We start from the raw sequence: 17187 nt of genomic DNA, 5'->3' as shown, positions 1-17187 counted from the left end.
TTGAATGGCAGCGCTTGTTTCATCTCACAGCGGGGGTTCATGTGAGGCTCTTCGAGGCCATTCGGCGCCACAAGGCGACGTTTGCCTCTGTGGCGACCGTCTCTGTCGTGTCACTTGCGGTGACCACGATGGCGATCCTCTACCAGGGCGTCTCGACGGCGAACGTGCAGCTGAACGACGGCGGCGTCTGGGTGTCGAAGCCGAGCGGGCTCCTGCTCGGCCACCTCAACTACCCCTCCCAGGTGCTCGACAGCGGCCTCCGCATGACGAGCGGCAATTTCGGCATCCTGCAGGACGGCGACACGGTCATCGCCGTCGACCCGGCCTCCTCGACGATGCAGACGGTCGACCCCGCCACGGTCTCCGTCGGCAACCCGGTCGCCGTTCCCGCCGACGCGCAGGTCTCGCTCGGGGCCGACACGCTGTCGGTGCTCGACCCGGCGAGCGGGATGCTCTGGGCCACGTCGCCCGAGTCGCTGGCCAGCTTCCTGCCTTCCCCGCAGGCGCCGCTCTACCGCTTGGGGTCGGGAGCCTCAGCCACCGTCGACAGCAGTGGCGGCATCCATGGCCTCTCGCTGACCGACCGCACGCTGGTGACGATCCCGGCGGATGCCCAGGCCGCGCCGGTTCCGGATGAGCAGAGTTCAGACGCACCCGCCACCGACACGGCCACCCCGGCAGCGACCGCCCCGGCCACCCCCGCAGCCGGGAGCGCCGCCACGCCCACACCCTCCACGAGCGCCGCCCCCACCGTCGACAGCCGCACCGGCACCACCTCGAAGAGCCCCGACATCACCACCAGCGCTCTGCCCGCTGTCGCCGACGACGCGAAGCTCACCCTCGCCACCGTCGGCACCGATGCGGTCGTGTTCGACAGCGTGAACGGCACCGTCTTCCTGCCGGGCGGCAAGACCGTCACACTCGACAGCACCAAGGGTGGAATCCTGCAGCAGAACGGGCCCGGGTCGGCCACCGTGCTGATCGCCACCCCGACAGCGCTCATCGAACAGCCCCTCGGCGGAGGCGAGGCCACCACGGTCGACGCGCCCCCCAGCAGCACCGGCGCCGTCGGCCGGCCCACCGCGCCTGTCGCCCTCGGCGGCTGCGCCTACGCGGCCTGGTCGGGCGCCTCCACCTACCTCCGCGACTGCGAGGGCAGCGCGAACGACGTCGCCCGGGCGATCGACGGACTGGGCGACAACGCCGACCTGCTCTTCCGCGTCAATCGCGATGTCGTCGTGCTGAACGACCTCACCAGCGGGGCCGTCTGGCTGGTCAACCAGGACATGAAGAAGGTCGAGAACTGGGACGACGTGGTTCCCCCCGCCGACCAGACCCAGAAGGACAACAACGACGACACCCCCGAAGACGTGCTGCAGCAGGTGCTGCCCAACCGCACTGAGAAGAACAACCCGCCGATCGCCGCGAACGACAAGTTCGGCGTGCGAGCGGGCCGCACGACCATCCTGCCGGTGCTCGACAACGACTCGGACCCCGACGGTGACGTGCTGACGGCGAGCCTCACCGGCGCACAGCCGAAGCTCGGCTCGGTGCAACCCATTCTGAACGGGGCCGCCCTGCAGATCTCGGTGCCGGCCGGCGCGACGAGCGGCAACACCTTCACGTACACGGCCGACGACGGCCGGGGCGGGCAGGACACGGCCTCCGTCACCCTCACGGTGAGCGCGACCGGCACGAACAGCGCGCCTGTCGAGAAACGCATCGCGACCGTGCCCGTCGAGCAGGGCTCCACCGTGTCGTACAACGTGCTGCCCGACTGGATCGATCCCGACGGCGACGACATCTTCGTGACGAATGCAACGGCCGACGGCGCCAACCAGGTGCAGTTCCGCGCCGACGGCCAGATCACGTTCACCGCGCTCGATGCGGAACCGGGGCGGAAGGATGTGAAGGTCACGGTCTCCGACGGCCAGGCCGGAACCCAGACCGAGGGCACGATCCATTTCGAGATGCGCGCCGCGGGCACTCTGCCCCCCATCACGAACGCCGACCACTACATCACCCGCCCGAACCAGCAGGTCACCGCGTCTCCGCTCCTGAACGACCTCAGCCCGAGCGGCACGCAGCTCCGGCTCGCCAAGGTGAACGAGGTCGCCGGCGCGACGGTCGTTCCCGACTACACCACCGGCACCTTCAGCTTCGTCTCGGCGACGCCCGGCACCTACTACGTGCGCTACGCCGTCACGAACGGTCCGAAGTCGGCGACGAACCTGGTGCGAGTGGATGTTCTCGCCGACGTGGCGACGGATGCCGCGCCCATCGCCGTGCGCGACGTCGCCCTGCTCACCAAGGGCCACAGCGTGCTGGTCAACGTACTCGGCAACGACTTCGACCCGGCCGGCGGCATCCTCGCCGTGCAGTCGATCGACAACCCCGCCGATTCCGGGGTGAGCGTGGAGGTGCTGGAGCACGAGACGCTCCGCGTCACCGATGTTCCCGGCATCACGATCCCCACGACCATCCACTACACCGTCACGAACGGTTCGAAGTCGGCGCTCGGCGAGGTCTACATCATCCCCGTGCCGGCCCCGGCGAAGCTGCTTCCACCGGTCGCGGTCGATGACAGCGTGACCGTGCGGGCGGGGGATGTGGCGACCATCCCGGTTCTCGCCAACGACTACAGCCCCAACGGTGACACGATCACGCTCGCGCCGAAGCTCGTCGAGCCGCTGATCGACCCGGCCGACGGCGACATGTTCGTGGCGCAGGACACGCTGCGCTTCAAGGCCGGACCCACCGCGAAGACCGTGTACGCGACCTACGAGGTCGTCGACAGCCAGGGCCAGCGCGACGCCGGCTACGTGACCATCCAGATCGTGGGCGCCGACGCCGGGGCGAACTCGCCGCCCCGCCCCCGCGATGTGACCGTTCGGGCGCTCCAGGGTACGACGGTGCGCATTCCCATCACGCTGGACGGCATCGACCCCGACGGCGACTCCGTGCAGCTCGTCGGCCAGGCGAGCGCTCCGAGCAAGGGCCGCATCGTGAACGTCGGCGAATCGTGGCTCGAGTACGAGGCCTACCCGGTGTCGACCGGCACCGACACGTTCGCCTATTCCGTGCGCGACCGCCTCGGCGCAGAGGCGACGGCGACAGTGCAGGTGGGGATCGTGCCGAGCTCGGCAGCGAACCAGAACCCGTACGCGGTGCCGGATGCCGTGAGCGTGAGGCCGGGCCGGAGCGTCGCTGTGGATGTGCTGGCGAACGACTCTGATCCCGACGGCGACCCGATCGCGCTCCGCGACAACGGGCTGCAGCTGCCCGACGGGATGACAGCCGAGATCACGCGCGGCCGCGTGGTCGTGAACGCCCCCTCGACGCCCGGCCAGTACGCCGTGCAGTACACGGTCGTCGACCAGTACGGGGCCACGGCGGTCGGCGCCCTGCTGGTGAGTGTCGATCCGAATGCCCCACTCGTGGCACCGATCGCCCGCGACGACATCATCGGTGTCGCCGACGTCATGGGCAAGGCGTCGACGACGGTTCCGGTGCGGGAGAACGACGACGACCCCGACGGCACGGTCGACGATCTGAAGGTATCGGTGAACGACCCGAATGCGAGCGTCACCGCGGATGGCCAGCTCACGGTCATCCTGCAGCCCGCGGCACAGATCATCACCTACACGGTGACCGACGTCGACGGCCTGACCGCATCGGCATTCGTCTACGCCCCCGGAACCGACACCGAGGCGCCGACTCTGAAGCCCGGCACGAAGCCGATCACGGTGAACAGCGGTGAGACCGTGAGCGTGGCGCTCAGCGACTACGTGCTCGTCGCCCCCGGCAAGACGGTGCGCATCACCGAGGCCGGGAAGGTGAGCGCGTCGCACGCGAACGGCGCTTCGCTGGTGACGGATGCCTCGACCCTCAGCTACACGTCGAACGCCGACTACTTCGGGCCCGACGCCCTGAACTTCGAGGTCACCGACGGCACGGGGCCCGACGATCCGGAGGGGCACAAGGCCACCCTGGTCATCCCGATCACCGTGGTGTCGACAATCAACCACTCGCCGACCTTCAGTGGTGGCAGCCTCGACGTGTCACCCGACGACGGCCCGAAGACCCTGAACCTCCGCACGCTCGCGCGCGATTCGGACAAGGGCGACCTCGACAGGCTCGTCTACCGCATAACGAACGACCCGGCCTCCGGACTCGACGCGAAGATCGACGGTAACACCCTCACCGTGACCGCGAGTCCTTCGGCGACGAAGGGACCTTCGACTCTCCAGATCTCGGCCGACGACGGCCAGAGTGAACCGGGCACCGGGGTCGTGACCGTCACCGTGCTGACGACGACGAAGCCGAAACCGATCGCCGGCGACGATGAGATCGGCAATGCCGACCAGGGCAAGACCCGAACGGTCGACGTGCTCGCGAATGACACCAACCCGTTCCCTGACACCCCACTGAAGATCCTCGGCGCCACCGTCGAGACCGGCGACGGTGCGGCGCGCGTCAACGGAAGCCGAGTGGATGTGACACCGGGTCCGGACTTCGTGGGCCGGATGGTCGTGAGCTATCGCATCTCGGATGCCACGAACGACCCGACCCGCGAGGCCGACGGACGCATCCTGCTCACCGTTCAGGGCCGGCCCGACAACGTGACGACGCCCTCGGTGACCTCCATCCAGGACAAGACCGTCGTTCTCTCCTGGACACCGCCGAGCGACAACGGCGCTCCGATCACGGGCTACACCGTGTCGAGCCCGCAGGGGTACAGCAAGCAGTGCGCCTCGACGACGTGCACTCTGAACGGCCTCACCAACAATGTGGAGTACACCTTCACGGTCACGGCCACGAACTCGGTCGGCGTCTCCGATCCGTCTCCCGCGTCTGCGGTGGCCCGGCCGGATGCCCGCCCCGACCGCCCCGCCGCGCCGACGCTCGTCTTCGGAGACAAGAGCCTCACCGTGACCTGGGTGACCCCGAACACCACCGGCTCGCCGGTGACCTCCTACAACCTGGAGATCTCGCCCGCGCCGGCGAAGGGCGCCATCCAGAAGACCGGAGTGACCGGCAACACCGTGAAATGGGAGGGGCTCGACAACGGCACCCCCTACGAGGTGCGGGTGCAGGCCGTGAACCGGGCCCCGAGCCCGAGCGACTTCAGCCCGTACTCTGCTGCCGAGATCCCGGCCGGAAAGCCCGACGCTCCCGCCGCACCCACCGTGACCCGTCTCGACCCGGTCGGCGACCAGGCCCAGTTGCAGGTCAACTGGAAGGCCCCGGCGGCCAACGGAGACCCGATCAAGGGCTACTCGCTCCAGGTGATTCGCGGGGGCTCGGTCATCCGCACCCTCACGCCCGGCGCGGGCGAGACGTCCCAGGCCATCCCGGTGGACTACTCGGAGACCAACTACACTTTCGCGCTGACCGCCAGGAACAAGGCGGGCACGAGTGAGAGCTCGGGCGAATCCGCGCCGCGCCGCGCCTTCGTGGCCCCGGGCGCACCCTCGAATGTGCAAGCCAGCGCCGGCGACAACACGGTCACCGTCTCGTATGGGGCCGCCGACGGCAAGGGTGCCCGGCAGAGCGAACTCGCCTACCAGTACAGCGTCAATGGCGGCGGCTGGATCGGGATGCCCGGGGACAAGGTCATCCGGAGCGGAGTGCCGAACAACGGCTCCTACAGCGTGAAGGTCCGAGCGGTCACCCAGCTCGACGGCGAGTCCTACCAGGGAGCGGCCAGCGGGGCATCCAACACCGTCAGCCCCTACGGCGCGCCCGGCAACCCGACCGCGAGCGCGAGCGGCAACGCCAAGAGCGTCACAGTGAGCTGGGGGGCTCCCAGCCGGAACGGCCAGGACTTCCACATCGAGATCAGCATCGACGGTGGCGGCTGGGAGAACGTCGGCACCGTCGGCGGGAGCCGCGAGGTCGGCGACGGGTACAGCCAGAACCACTCGATCGACGCCCGCACCGTCGACGCGACGGGAGCTGTCAGCGGAACCGCCTCGGCGGCTGCAGCGAGCGGTGCCGAACCGATCCTCACCGCGGTGAATGTCGCCAAGGGCGCTCCGGTGCGCACTGCGCAGTGCGCGACGTCCGGATGCGCCTACGTCGAGCTGCGCATCACCGACGCGAAACCCGGGGCGTACACGCTGACCTACTTCAGCAACTGCGCCAGCGGTGGCAACTGCGTGTCGCCATGGCTGACGAAGACCGTCAACGTCGGCTCGAGCGGAAATCTGACCATCCCCAACAACGCCTACTTCGGATTCACCGGATCGTCGGTCTACGCGACCATCAACGGCCCGAGCGGATCCTTCGAGTCCAACCACATCACCTGGTAACCCGGGTTAGGAGAAGAACACTGTGAGCATGACCTCCGAACAGGCGACCTGGTTCGCCGGAACGTTCGACCGGCTCGTCGGCAACGTCGGGCAGGCCGTTCTCGGCAAGCAGGGCGTCATCCGGCTCACGATCATGGCCATGATCGCCGAGGGGCACGTGCTGCTGGAGGACGCTCCCGGCACCGGCAAGACGTCGCTCGCCCGCGCGATCGCCGCGACGGTGCAGGGCACGCACCAGCGCATCCAGTTCACCCCCGACCTGCTGCCCTCGGATGTCACGGGCGTGACGATCTACGACCAGAACAGCCATGCGTTCGAGTTCCACAGAGGGCCCGTGTTCGCGTCGATCGTTCTGGCCGACGAGATCAACCGTGCATCGCCGAAGACGCAGTCGGCCCTGCTCGAGGTGATGGAGGAGTCGCGGGTCACTGTAGACGGTGTGGCGCACAGCGTGGGCCGCCCGTTCCTCGTGATCGCCACGCAGAACCCGATCGAACAGGCCGGCACCTACCGCCTGCCCGAAGCGCAGCTCGACCGATTCCTGATCAAGACGTCGATCGGCTACCCCGACCTCGCGTCGGCCGAGCTGATCCTGGCCGGCGCGTCGATCCGCGATTCCTCGGCGGCGCTGACGCCGATCATCACGACGAGCGCTGTCGCCGACATGGCCGACCTCGCCGCGACGGTGCATGTCGACAGCGCGATCCTGAGGTACACGGCGCAGCTCGCCGAGGCCACCCGGGATGCGCCCGAGAGCCGCGTGGGTGTGTCTGTGCGCGGGGCGATGGCCCTGATCAGGGCGTCGAAGGTCTGGGCTGCGGCCCAGGGCCGCCACTTCGTGCTGCCCGACGACATCAAGGAGCTGGCCCCGCACGTGTGGACGCACCGCTTCGTGCTCGACCCGGAGGCCGAGTTCGCCGGCACGACCGCCGCCCAGGTGCTCGCGCGAGTGCTGGCCGACGTGGCGGCACCACAGGCGCGGCAGCCCGCGACTGTCGCGGTCTAGCCCGCCTCTCGCGCTGTCGCGACCACAACCGCCCCGACATTCCAGGAGACTTCCGATGACCCCGAGCACAGCACGTGACCGCTCACGGGCTGCTGCGCGCGTCGCCGGCCGGGTCGTGGGCGAGCGGATCGGCCGGCCGGCGGCGGCCGCCGCTCGACCAGCCTGGCGGGCCATCGCACGCCTCGCATCGCCCATCGTGTCGGTCGTCTCGCCGTTCGGCTGGGTCGTGCTGGCCGCCGGAGTGGCCGCACTCGTCGCGGGGCTGGCGTTCGGCTGGCAGGAACTCCTCGTGATCGCGTTCGCCAGTTTCGCCGTGCTCGCGCTCTCCGTGGTCTTCGTGGTCGGCCGGTCGGCCTACACCGTGGAACTGAACCTCGCGGCGAACCGTGTCGTCGTCGGCACTCGCGCCGTCGGCAGCATCGTGATCGGCAACGACTCCGCGCGTGCGCTTCTGCCGTCGCGCATCGAACTGCCCGTGGGAGCCGGACTAGCCTCATTCCACGTGCCGCGTCTCGTGCCGGGGGCCTCGCACGACGACCTCTTCGGCATCCCGACCGCGCGCCGTGCCGTGCTGAACGTCGGCCCGGTGAAGTCGGTGCGCGGCGACCCGCTGGGGCTGCTGCGGCGGGAGATCCGGTGGACCGACGCGATCGAGCTCTACGTGCATCCGCGAACCGTACGCCTGGAGGGATCGTCGGCCGGATTCATCCGCGATCTCGAGGGCCAGACCACCAAAGACCTCTCGAACGACGACGTCTCGTTCCACGCGCTCCGGGAGTATGTGGCCGGGGATGACCGGCGGAACATCCACTGGAAGACCAGTGCCCGCACAGGGACCCTGATGGTGCGCCAGTTCGAGGAGACCCGGCGCTCCCACCTCGCGCTGGCCCTCTCGACCAGCCTGGCCGACTACGGCGACCCCGACGAGTTCGAACTCGCCGTCTCGTCGTGCGGATCGCTCGGCATCCAGGCCCTCATCGAGGAGCGGGACGTCACGGTGATGGTGCAGTCGCGCACCCTCCACACCGAGACCGGGCGGCGCCTGCTCGACGATCTCTCCGGCATCGACCAGCGGCAGAGCCGGGAATCGATCGTGCACCTCGCGAAGACGGCGGGCGAAGCGGTGCCGAACGCCTCGGTCGCGGTGCTGCTCTTCGGTGCGTCCGTCACGCCCACCGAGATGCGGAAAGCCTCCGTGCAACTCCCCTTCGGTGTCAGGGTCATCGCTGTGCGCTGCCAACCGGGCGCACCGGTCGGCCGGCGGATGATCGGGGAGCTCACCCTTCTCACGATCGGTGACCTCACCGAACTCGCCCCCGCTCTGCGGCGGGTGAACGCCTGATGGCCGGCAGGAGAGCGGCGGATCGGGCGCCCGCGCGGCCCCGGCCGTTCTGGCGACCGGCGCTGGACTCCGCAGCGATGCTCGCGCTCCTGGTGTCGGGGCTCGTCGGCTTCGCGCCGGCGTTTGGCGGCAGCGGCTTCGTGCTCGCGGCCGGCGGTGGGCTCGTTCTGGGCTCCGTGATCGCTGCCGTGGGAGCGCGATTCCGCCTCAACCTGTTCATCCTCACCGCGCTCACGCTGGTCGCCTACCTCCTGTTCGGATCCCTGCTCGCGGTGCCGTCAGCCGCCATCGCGGGCGTCGTACCCACACTCGAATCCCTCCGGCAGCTGGTGCTCGGCATCGTCTTCTCCTGGAAGGACGTGCTCACCCTCCAGACGCCGGTCGGCGGCTTCCCGGGCACGCTCGTGGTGCCGCTGCTCCTCAGCCTGGTGGCATCGGTTCTGACCCTGAGCCTCGCGCTCCGGTTCCGGCGCGGGGCGGCCTGGGCTCTCATGCCTGCAGCGGCATATTTCATCGCCGCGATCGTCTTCGGCACCCGGGATGCCGCACTCCCCGTGCTGCAGGGCGCGGTCTTCATCGGCGTCGCACTCAGCTGGTGGGCTGTGCGGCGTACCGAACTGGCGGCCGATCGGAGGAACCGGCCCGGCTACGCGGCTGGGAGTGGTTCTGCCCCGGATGCAGCCGGAGCGGATCCGTCTCAGGTCTCCGCGGCCCGGAGTCTCCGAACGACACGCCTCGCCGGCGGCGCCGGCCTGGTCGTCGTCGCACTGGTCATCGGTGCTGTCGCCGGTGGCGCCGCAGGAGAACCCGTCACCCGCGACGCCCTCCGCGACCAGATCGAGCCGCCGCTCGACATCCACGCCTATGCCAGCCCGCTGGTCTCCTTTCGCAAATACGTGCGCGACGACAAGGAGAACGTGCTCTTCACCGTGCAGGGCCTCCCCGACAACGCGAGGGTGAGGCTCGCCACTCTCGACGCCTACGACGGAATCGTCTACAACGTGGCCGCCGACGGGTCGGCGGCATCCGGAGACTTCCGACGGGTGAGCGAGGAGGTGCCGTCGTCCGCGAACGCCAGCACCGTGCCGACGACACCCGCCACGCTCAACGTGACAGTCGGTGACCTCACCGGCCCGTGGGTGCCCGACGTCGGGTCCGTCGATGCGGTGACCTTCAGCCCAGACACCGGCCGCGCGAAGGAGCTGGCGAATTCGCTCCACTACAACGCGGCGACAGGCGTCAGTCTCAGCACGCTCGGCCTCACCACGGGCGATTCCTACTCGATGAATGTCTCGATCCCGGTGATCCCGAGCGACGACGCCCTCAAGACCGACAGCATCGCTCCCGTCGCCATGCCGAAGGTCTCGGGGGTGGCCGACGCGGTCAGCTCACTCGGTTCGAACTACGCCGGGGACGCCTCGGATCCGCTCACCCAGATCCGCAACCTCGCGACGTCTCTCAGCCAGAACGGGTTCTTCAGCCATGGCCTCGAGGGCGAGTCACCGTCCCGCGCGGGCCACGGCGAGGAACGGCTCTCGTCGATGCTCTCCGCACCCCAGATGGTGGGCGACGACGAGCAGTACGCGGTCATGATGGCGCTCATGGCGCGGGAGCTCGGCTACCCCGCCCGCGTCGTGATGGGGTTCTATCCCGCGAAGTACGAAGGCGCATCCGCCGCCCAGCAGATCACCGGCGACGACCTGCACGCCTGGGTCGAGGTCGACTTCCAGAAGGCGGGCTGGGTGCCCTTCGACCCGACGCCGCCGAAAGACCAGGTTCCGACGGCCGAGGCGCCCAAACCGCGCTCCGACCCGAAGGCCCAGGTGCTGCAGCCGCCGCCCCCGCCGCAGGAGCCGGCAGATCTGCCACCCGATGTGCGCACCGACAATGCCGACCAGAACCAGCAGCCCCAGCAGGACGGCTTCCCTGTCTTCGTGTACTACGCGGCCGGTGGCGGATTGCTGCTCCTCCTCGTGCTGCTCACACCCCTCCTCGTGGTCGGGGCGCTGAAACTGCGCCGCCGGAAGCGCCGCCGGAACGCCGAGCAGGCCGCAGACCGGTTGAGCGGGGGCTGGGACGAGATCGTCGACCGCGCCGGCGACCTCGGCACCCCCGTGCCGGTGGGAGTGACCCGCCGGGAGACCGCGAGCACTCTCGCTGAGGCGTATCCGACCGTCGGTGTGGTGGGCGTCGCCGAACGTGCCGACAACGGCATATTCGGCCCCGGCGAACCGACACCGGCAGATGTTGAAGGTTTCTGGGCCGAAGTTGAGGCTATCGTCAAGGGTATGGGGAGCTCACGAAGCGGTTGGCGACGCCTGCGGGCACGCACCTCGCTCGCCTCGTTCCGGGCCCGGCGTGCCGAACGACGCGCCGCCCGACGCCGGGGCCACCAGTCGTGAGCGGCATCACTCCGGCGGCCCGGGCCGACGGCAGCTTCCCCTGTACCCAGTGCGGATCGGCCGTGCCCGCGAACGCTCCCTTCTGCCTGGCCTGCGGCACGCCCGTGTCGTCGCGCAGCCGGGTCACCGCGCTGGGACTCGATTCGGTGCAGCCCGCAACCGGCTCGCTGCCTTCGGGCCTGCCTGACGCCGGTTCCCTCCCGGCCGCCTCCCCGCCACCGGGGGCCGCAGCCGACTGGCGGCCCACCCCGGTCGTCGCTCCGTTGCACGCCGAGACAATCCTGAGCGCGAACTACGGCCGCCGCGTGCTCGCCTATCTGGTCGACGCCGCCTTCGCCACCCTTCTCTCCCTGGTCGTTGTCGCGGTGGTTGCCCTCACCGGGGGTTTCACCTCTGCGCGCCCCGGCGCGATCGCGATCGACGGCTGGCGGCTCGTCGTCGTCGTCGCGGGCTCTCTGCTCTATCCCCTGGCGGGGCTGCTGATGCAGGCGTTCCTCGGCTACACCGTCGGCAAACGGATGCTCGGTCTCCGCCTGGTGCGATCGGACTCGTTCACCACCCCCGGGCTCGGCCGGATGATCGTGCGCTCCCTGATCGTGGCAGCAGGCTCGCTCGTACTCGGCGTCGGCCGCCTCGTGGTGTACCTCTCGCCGCTCTGGGATCCTGCCGGGCAGAACCGCGGCTGGCATGACCGGATCGCGAAGATCCGGGTGATCGATGTGGCGCACGGGCCCGACCCACTGCGGATCGGGCTCGGCGAGCTCGTCGGCGCGGCGCCGGTGGCGGTGGCGGTGGCGGTCGCCGCGAGTCCGGCGGCACCTGCACCTGCACCTGCACCGGCACCCGCACCCGCACCCGCACCCGCACCGATCATCTCCGCCGTGCCGGGCTTCGCGCCACCGGAACCTGTCGTTGCCGAGCCAGAACCCGATCCCCAGCCCGTTGTCCTCCCCGTCGCCATCCCTGCCGCAGACACCGACCTCGACAGCACCCGCCTGAGCCCTCCGGCCGCCCCGCGGGCGACCGCCTTCGCCTTCCGCCTCGACACCGGTGAACTCCTCGCCGTCGACCGGCCCGGCGTGCTCGGCCGAGACCCCGCGTCACCGAACGGCAACCCCGCCGACCTGCTGCTGCGGGTGACGGGAGACAGCGCATCCGTCTCCAAGACCCACCTCGACGTGCACCCTGCGCCGTGGATCAGCGACCGCGGTTCGACCAACGGCACCCGGCTCGAACGGGACGGCGTCGTCACGCGCCTTCACCCGGGCACGCGCACCACCCTGCAGACGGGCGACATCGTTCGGGTCGGAACCCGATCCTTCACCGTCGTGGAGGTGCCGGCACGATGACGACTCCGGAATCGCTCTCGCTCAGCGCCCTCGGCCTCCGCTCGGCCTCGGCGACCGACGTCGGCCTCCGCCGGGCGGCCAACGAGGACGCCCTGCTCGACAGCGCACCGATCTTCGTCGTGGCCGATGGCATGGGAGGTCACGATGCCGGGGAGGTTGCCAGCGCTCTCGCCGTCGATGCATTCCGCGCGCTGTCCGGCGCCCCGTCGGCGAGCCCCGCTGAGGTGCGCCAGGCCTTCGACCGGGCCGCCGCCGACATCGCAGCCATCCTCCCGGGCGGCAAGCGCCGCGCCGGTACGACCGTCACGGGCGTCGCTATCTCCGAGATCGAGGGCGAGGCGTACTGGCTCGTCTTCAACCTCGGCGACTCCCGCACCTATCGCCTCTCCGCCGGCGCACTCGAACAGATCAGCGTCGACCACTCCGTCGTGCAGGAACTCGTCGACGAAGGCGAGATCGACCGTGCGGCAGCGGCCGTTCATCCGGGGCGGAACATCATCACCCGAGCCCTCGGAGCGGGTGGCGTGTACCGGCCCGACTACTGGCTCGTGCCCGTCGAACCCGGCGATCGGATCCTGCTCTGCTCCGACGGCGTCTCGGGCGAACTCGACGACGACGCCATCCTCGCGGCGCTCAGCGAGGAGGCCGACCCGCAGGTGGCCGCAGACCGGCTCGTGCGCGAAGGAATCCTCCGGGGAGGCCGCGACAATCTCACAGCGATCGTGATCGATGCGTTCGACACGACTCTGGATGCTCCACCGCAGCCCGGCCACGCGGGCCCACCCGTCGACACGCACAATCGCCGGGAACCCGACGAAGACACCGTCCCGAGGTCCCCGCTCTCCGCCGGAAAGGCGCCCTGACATGACCCGACAGACCTATCTGCCCGGAACCTGGCTCGCCGTCGTGAGCGACCACGGCGTGGCGTTGCTGCCCGGTGACCTCCCTGCCGATCTCGCCGACACCGTCTGGGCCGCTCTCGACGGCGGTCACGGACTCGGAGCGGTACTCGAGTCCCTGACGGAGGCCTTCGGCACCAGCCTCGCCGCGATCCCGCCCTTCGCCGTGGCGATCTTCTCCGGCGCCGAGGTCCGTCTTGCCGTGCGCGGCACCCTCGCCATCTCGGTCACCGAGCCGGGCGCCGCCCCGCTGACGGTGTCGGGCAAGGACATCACCACGTGGAGCGAGCGCGTGGTCACGGGAGCGGAGACGCTCCTGCTGGGTGCAGCAGGCTCGGTTCCGGATGCTCGCGCCGAGGCGCCTCGGAACGGTCTTGGCATTCGGAGCGGGGTGGTACTCGCCGAGGCGGTGCAGGTACTGCTGGTGCCGCCGACGGGCGGGGTACCCGCGCCGCCGGCCATCTCCGAGCCTGCGACGACCACCACAACGCTGGCGTCACTCGCCAAGCCCGCCGAGCCAGTCGAGCCAGTCGAGCCTGCCGAGCCCATCCAGCCGACCACGGTCGACGAGGTGCACGAACTTCTTCCCGATGCGATCGAGGACACCCGCACCGACATTCCCGACGAGGCATACGACCATCTGTGGGGTGCCACAGTCGTCAAGTCGGTCGAATCTGCTGCGGTGCGCGAGATCGACGACGAGGACGAGACCGGGGCCTCCGAGCCGCAGCCCACAGCTCATGCCGCGCCGGTCGCTCCACCCGCACCGACCGCCTCGCCCGGGCCCGCTTCCACCCCGACAGCACCCACCCCACCCGCACCCGCCGACTGGACAGCGCCTCCCGCCACTGGCCTGATCGACCGTGTGCCCGGCTTCTCGCCCGCCATCGGCGCGCCTGCCCCGGCGCCCGCGACCGAGGCCGACCCAGACCACGACGCAGACCCAGACACCGACACCGACACCGACACCGACACCGACACCGACACAGACCACGACGGACTCACCGTCACCGTGTCCGAACTCGACGCGATGCGCCGCCTCGGCGGCGCCACATCCGGAGCCGGCGACTCGGCCGCAACCCACGACCACGAACCTGACCCCACCGCGAGTGCCCCAGCCGACCACCCGGCGCACGGCAGCATCCACCTCTCCACCGGAGACACCGTCACCCTCGACCGCACGATCATCATCGGCAGGCGGCCGCGCGCCAACCGCGTCGATGCTGACCGGATGCCCACTCTCGTCACCGTCCCAAGCCCTGAACAGGACATCTCCCGCAACCACCTCGAAGTACGGATCGAAGGTCGGCACGTGCTCGCGGTCGACCTTGAGACGACGAACGGCTCGGTGCTGCACCGGGAGGGCACTCCGCCGGCCCGCCTGACCCCCCGCGAGCCGGTGCTGCTGCTCGAAGGCGACGTCATCGACATCGGGGACGGCGTCACGCTCACCTTCGAAGGCCTCTCGTGAGCGCACGCCGCCCGCCGTCGCTCCCGCCGGAGATCGCCGGCTTCAGCTACGTCGAACTGCTCGGATCGGGCGGGTTCGCCGACGTCTTCCTCTACGAGCAGCGGATGCCCCGCCGCCGCGTCGCGATCAAGGTGCTGTTGCCCGAGACCCTGTCGGCGAACGCCCGCACGAGCTTCGACGCGGAGGCCAACCTGATGGCGCAGCTCTCGACCCACCCGTCGATCGTCACCATCTACCAAGCGGACATCTCGGCCGACGGCCGGCCGTACCTCGCCATGGAGTACTGCCCCCGGCCCAACCTCGGAGCCCGGTACCGACGCGAGAAGATCGGTGTCGCCGAGGTGCTCCGCATCGGCATCCAGGTGGCGGGCGCCGTCGAGACGTCGCACCGGGCGGGCATCCTGCACCGGGACATCAAGCCGGCGAATATTCTCACGACGGAATACAACCGTCCCGCCCTCACCGACTTCGGAATCTCCGTCGCACTCGTGGGGGGCGCCGAACGGGAATCGGTGGGAATGTCGATCCCCTGGTCGCCTCCCGAGGTGTTCGACCAGACCCCCACCAGCGGTCGTGCTGCCGACATCTACTCTCTGGGAGCGACGGTCTACACCCTGCTCGCCGGTCGGTCGCCGTTCGAACAGTCCGGGGCATCGAACGCCGGCCTCGACCTGATCGCGCGCATCCAGAACTCGCGGCTCGAGCCGACGGGCCGTGCCGACGTTCCCGACTCGCTAGAGCAGGTTCTCGCCATCTCGATGAGCAAGAAGGCGAGCGACCGCTACGGCTCGGCCCTCGAATTCGCGCGCGCCCTGCAGAAGGTGCAGCTCGAACTGAGCCTCAGCGTGACGCCAGCCGATGTGCTCGACGACGCGCTCCCCGCCCAGGTGGAGGAAGACGAGGACGACGGGAACACGCGCATCCGCGGCATCGTCACGATCGACCCGGTTGCGCCCTCCACGACACGTGCCCCGATCATCCCCGCCGCGCCCGTGGCCCCAGCCCGGCCACAGCCGACGCCCCGGCAGCCGCCGCTCGAGCAGACGGTGGAGCGACGGGGCGCCCTGCCCACGGCGGGCTCCCCTTTCGGCTCCACACCCGCATCCGCTGCCGGCCCGACACTCGCTGCCATGGCCCCGGCCCCGCCCGTCGAGGAGACGGTGCGCCGCGACCAACAGCCGAGCCGGGCCGACGCGCCGCTCCCCGAAGCGCCAGCCCGTCGCACGCGTCTCCCGCTCCTCATCGGCGGCGGTGCCCTCCTCGTGGTCGTCATCGTTCTCGGTGTGGTGTTCGCCCTGAACGCCGGAGGCGGCAGTCCCGCCGCCCAGGTCACGTCCAGCGCAGATGCTCCGGTGGACATCCAGCCGGCCGAACGCGTGCCCGCCGTGAGCGGCATCGCCGCCCAGACGTCGGCAGCCGGGATCGTCTTCAGCTGGCAGAATCCGAAACCGGAAGACGGCGACGTCTTTCTCTGGGGCACCGTGAGCCCGGGCGTCGAACCGAAGCTCGCCCGCGTCACCGACCCGACGGTCACCGTTCCCGCTGCGGCATCGGGCCAGGTCTGCATCGAGGTCATCATCCGTCGAACGGATGGCCGCGCGTCCGATCCCGTGACGAAGTGCCTGCCGTGACCGGCACAGACCGGGCACCCGACACGAATCCACCGACCGGCACCAACCAGGCCTCGGTCGAGTACTGCGGCGAGTGGTACCGCCTCGACCCCGACACCGCGTTCACCGTGGGGCGGGACGCCGACCTCGACATCGACGACAACCAGTACCTGCACCGCCACTTCCTGCAGATCACCTTCAGCGACGGCCTGTGGTGGCTGAACAACGTGGGTTCGCGGCTGTCGGCGTCGATGTCCGACTCGGCCGGCGGCGTGCAGGCGTGGCTCGCCCCGGGTGCGCGACTGCCGATCGTCTTCCGGCTCACCACCGTGGTCTTCACCGCGGGGCCGACCAGCTACGAGTTCGCCGTGCACACCTCGCTCCCCCCGTTCATCGACACCTCGACCGTGCCCGACGGTGACGGCGCGACCACCTTCGGTGCGATCGCGTTCACGTCGTCGCAGAGGCTGCTGATCCTGGCCCTGGCGGAACCGATGCTGAAACGCGACGGATCGGGAACCAGCGAGATTCCCTCGTCGGCCGCGGCTGCCGAACGGCTGGGCTGGGCGATCAGCCGGTTCAACCGCAAGCTCGACAACGTGTGCGACAAGCTCGCCCGCTCGGGCGTCGATGGATTGCGTGGCGGGGTCGGCGCCCTCGCCACGAACCGCCGGGCGCGGCTGGTCGAGTACGCCGTGCTCTCCCGCATCGTGACGCGCGACCAGCTTCCGCTTCTCGACGAGCCGCAGGAACCCGGATCCTCCACCCCCACCGACCGGAACGCGAGACTGTAG

General features: G+C 69.9%; 9 protein-coding genes. All 9 read left to right on the top strand.

Translation table 11 applies throughout. The features are described from left to right. The first annotated feature begins 41 nt into the window (after positions 1–41). From B7R21_RS00585 to B7R21_RS00545, 9 genes are read left to right on the top strand one after another with little or no spacing between them, the layout of a single operon-like run. Positions 42–6314, top strand: a complete 6273-nt coding sequence (locus B7R21_RS00585) for an Ig-like domain-containing protein (protein WP_116281307.1) — start codon at positions 42–44, stop codon at positions 6312–6314. Between the two features lie 22 nt (positions 6315–6336). After that, on the top strand, positions 6337–7320 hold the full coding sequence (locus B7R21_RS00580) for an AAA family ATPase (RefSeq protein WP_116281306.1): 984 nt from the start codon (positions 6337–6339) through the stop codon (positions 7318–7320). 55 nt (positions 7321–7375) lie between these two features. Next, a complete protein-coding gene (locus B7R21_RS00575; RefSeq protein WP_116281305.1) occupies positions 7376–8662 on the top strand; it encodes a DUF58 domain-containing protein in 1287 nt (428 codons plus the stop codon). Continuing rightward, the gene (locus tag B7R21_RS00570; protein ID WP_116281304.1) at positions 8662–11064 is read left to right on the top strand and encodes a transglutaminase-like domain-containing protein; all 2403 of its coding nucleotides are present in this window, start codon (positions 8662–8664) and stop codon (positions 11062–11064) included. The genes B7R21_RS00575 and B7R21_RS00570 overlap by 1 nt, the downstream gene beginning before the upstream one ends. Further along, entirely contained in the window at positions 11061–12413 is a 1353-nt protein-coding gene (locus B7R21_RS00565; RefSeq protein ID WP_172591995.1) for an RDD family protein, read from the top strand. Before B7R21_RS00570 ends, B7R21_RS00565 begins: the two co-directional genes overlap by 4 nt. Then, complete coding sequence (locus B7R21_RS00560) at positions 12410–13276, top strand: PP2C family protein-serine/threonine phosphatase (protein ID WP_116281302.1); 867 nt, start codon at positions 12410–12412, stop codon at positions 13274–13276. Before B7R21_RS00565 ends, B7R21_RS00560 begins: the two co-directional genes overlap by 4 nt. 1 nt (position 13277) lies before the next feature. After that, positions 13278–14783, top strand: a complete 1506-nt coding sequence (locus B7R21_RS00555; RefSeq protein WP_116281301.1) for an FHA domain-containing protein — start codon at positions 13278–13280, stop codon at positions 14781–14783. Continuing rightward, positions 14780–16414: a serine/threonine-protein kinase gene (locus B7R21_RS00550; RefSeq protein ID WP_116281300.1), complete on the top strand. Its 1635-nt coding sequence runs from the start codon at positions 14780–14782 to the stop codon at positions 16412–16414. The genes B7R21_RS00555 and B7R21_RS00550 overlap by 4 nt, the downstream gene beginning before the upstream one ends. Further along, positions 16411–17187 carry an FHA domain-containing protein gene (locus B7R21_RS00545; protein WP_116281299.1) on the top strand — a complete coding sequence of 259 codons (777 nt, stop codon included), beginning with the start codon at positions 16411–16413 and terminating at the stop codon, positions 17185–17187. The genes B7R21_RS00550 and B7R21_RS00545 overlap by 4 nt, the downstream gene beginning before the upstream one ends.

This window comes from Subtercola boreus (genome assembly GCF_003399625.1).
GTDB classification, from domain to species: domain Bacteria; phylum Actinomycetota; class Actinomycetes; order Actinomycetales; family Microbacteriaceae; genus Subtercola; species Subtercola boreus_C.
Note: the sequence above shows the minus strand (reverse complement) of the source record. Positions and strands in the feature narration are given on the sequence as shown.